This window comes from Alkalibaculum bacchi (assembly GCF_937875145.1).
Classification (GTDB): Bacteria; Bacillota; Clostridia; order Eubacteriales; family Alkalibacteraceae; genus Alkalibaculum; species Alkalibaculum bacchi_A.
Map to the genome: position 1 here is coordinate 1 of NZ_CALNCS010000069.1, position 1,933 is coordinate 1,933.

Annotated in this window: 3 protein-coding genes; all 3 read left to right on the plus strand. The window is 34.0% G+C overall.

Features of this window, described 5'->3' with window-relative positions; all coding sequences use genetic code 11:
• The coding region (locus Q7P22_RS04885; protein ID WP_303861364.1) for a PD-(D/E)XK nuclease family protein at window positions 1-751 on the plus strand (751 nt) is incomplete at its 5' end.
• An 83-nt stretch (window positions 752-834) separates the two neighbouring features.
• Window positions 835-1,713, plus strand: coding sequence for a 4-(cytidine 5'-diphospho)-2-C-methyl-D-erythritol kinase (gene ispE / locus Q7P22_RS04890; RefSeq protein WP_303861367.1), 879 nt, complete (start codon window positions 835-837; stop codon window positions 1,711-1,713).
• Window positions 1,714-1,735: 22 nt separating this feature from the next.
• On the plus strand, window positions 1,736-1,933 hold a 198-nt coding region (locus Q7P22_RS04895; RefSeq protein WP_303861370.1), incomplete at its 3' end, for a GntR family transcriptional regulator.

The following is a 1,933-nucleotide window of genomic DNA, read 5'->3' on the forward strand; positions in this document are numbered from 1 at the left end:
GGGAAAATGGGATTTAATTCAGTATTGGGGTGGATTAAAAAAAGAAAAGAAGTCTACAATCCATAAAATGATTGATGAAAAATTGTCTTGGTCCTATGATTATGAAAAAGAGAGCAATATGCCTACAAAAGCTACGGTAACAGAGTTGAAGAAAGTACAAGAGAACAAAGGGGTAGATCGCATACGCATAAATGAGACATTTAACCTACCCAAATTTCAAAGACAAAAGGGAATGACTGGAGCTCAGAGAGGCACTGTACTACATTTTATTTTACAGCATTTAGATTTAGAGAAGTTGAAAAGTTTAGAAAGTTCTTTAAAAGAAGAAATAAGCAGACAGATTGATCAGATGGTAAAAAAACAAATCCTAAGTGAGGAAGAGATAGATGCGTTTTTTGTACCCAAAATCGTAAAGTACTTTATGAGCCCGTTAGGTCAGCGAATGCTCAAAGGGCAAAGAATTTATAGGGAGAAAGCCTTTAACTATAAAGCCGATGTAGAAGAAAGTGACGATTATATGCTGGTTCAGGGAATCATCGATTGTTACTTTTTAGAAGGAGAAGGGTATGTCTTGATTGACTATAAGAGCGACTATTATTCAGATGAAAAGGACAAAGAAGAGTTGATTCAAAATTATACTCCACAATTACAATTGTATAAAAGAGCTATTGAAGAATTGACAAAGAGAAATGTTAGAGAAACATATATATATCTATTTCACAAAAATCAAATTGTTGATATTAGATTGTAGCAAAACTTGACATCTATAGTAGAAAAGAGTAGGATTATATTTAATATTGTATACAAAAATATCAAATAAACATAGGGTGATGTATGAATAAGCTTACATTAGAGGCTAGGGCAAAAATCAATTTGACCTTAGATATCGTAAATAAGAGAGAAGATGGATTTCATAATGTGTCCATGGTTATGCAGACTATTTCATTATGCGATACTTTGCACTTTAAAGTCATTGAAAAGGGCATAAAGTTGAATTCTAATAATCCACGTCTACCTAAAGATGAGAGAAATATCATATACAAATCTGCTAAGCTTCTTTTAGAACAAACTAAAGTAGATAAAGGTATAGAAGTATATGTAAAAAAGAGAATTCCTATCGCAGCAGGTCTAGCTGGTGGCAGCTCTAATGCAGCGTCTACCATTATAGCGCTAAACAAACTGTGGAACTTAAATCTAGAGGATAAAAGTATTTTAGAAATAGGTGCAAAAATTGGTGCAGATGTACCCTTTTGCATGATAGAAGGTACGGCCTTAGCTGAAGGGGTTGGAGATGTACTTACAAATCTAGATCCATTGCCAAAGTTTTATGTGGTTTTAGTAAAAACATCTATTCGGATATCTACGCCTTGGGCATACAGTTTGGTAAATGTAAAATCTATTAAAAACCATCCAGAAAACCTAAAGATGATTGAGGGAATTCAAGGAGGAGACGTGCAGATGATTACCTCTAAAATGAGAAATGTATTTGAAGATTTTATATTTAAGAAATATCCTAGACTTACAGATATTAAGGAAAAGATGATTCGATTAGGTGCTCTTAATTCTTTGATGAGTGGTAGTGGACCAACCATATATGGACTTTTTGAAGATGAAAAAACCGCAAAAAATGCATACAGTGAGTTAAAGAAGAGTTACAAAGAAGTATTTATTGCTACAACGTATAATAAAGGGGGGTTATACCTTGGGGTATAAAGATGGGGTATTAACGATAGATATGGAAAGTTATAAGCCTTTAAGGGAGATTGTGTTTTCTACTATGAGAAAGGCTATTATTGAAGGTGGTTTTAAACCAGGTCAAAGACTGATGGAAGTTCAGCTAGCAGAACAAATGGGTGTTAGTAGAACCCCTGTTCGAGAAGCTATCAGAAAGCTAGAATTAGAGGGACTAGTGGTAATGGTACCTCGTAAAGGC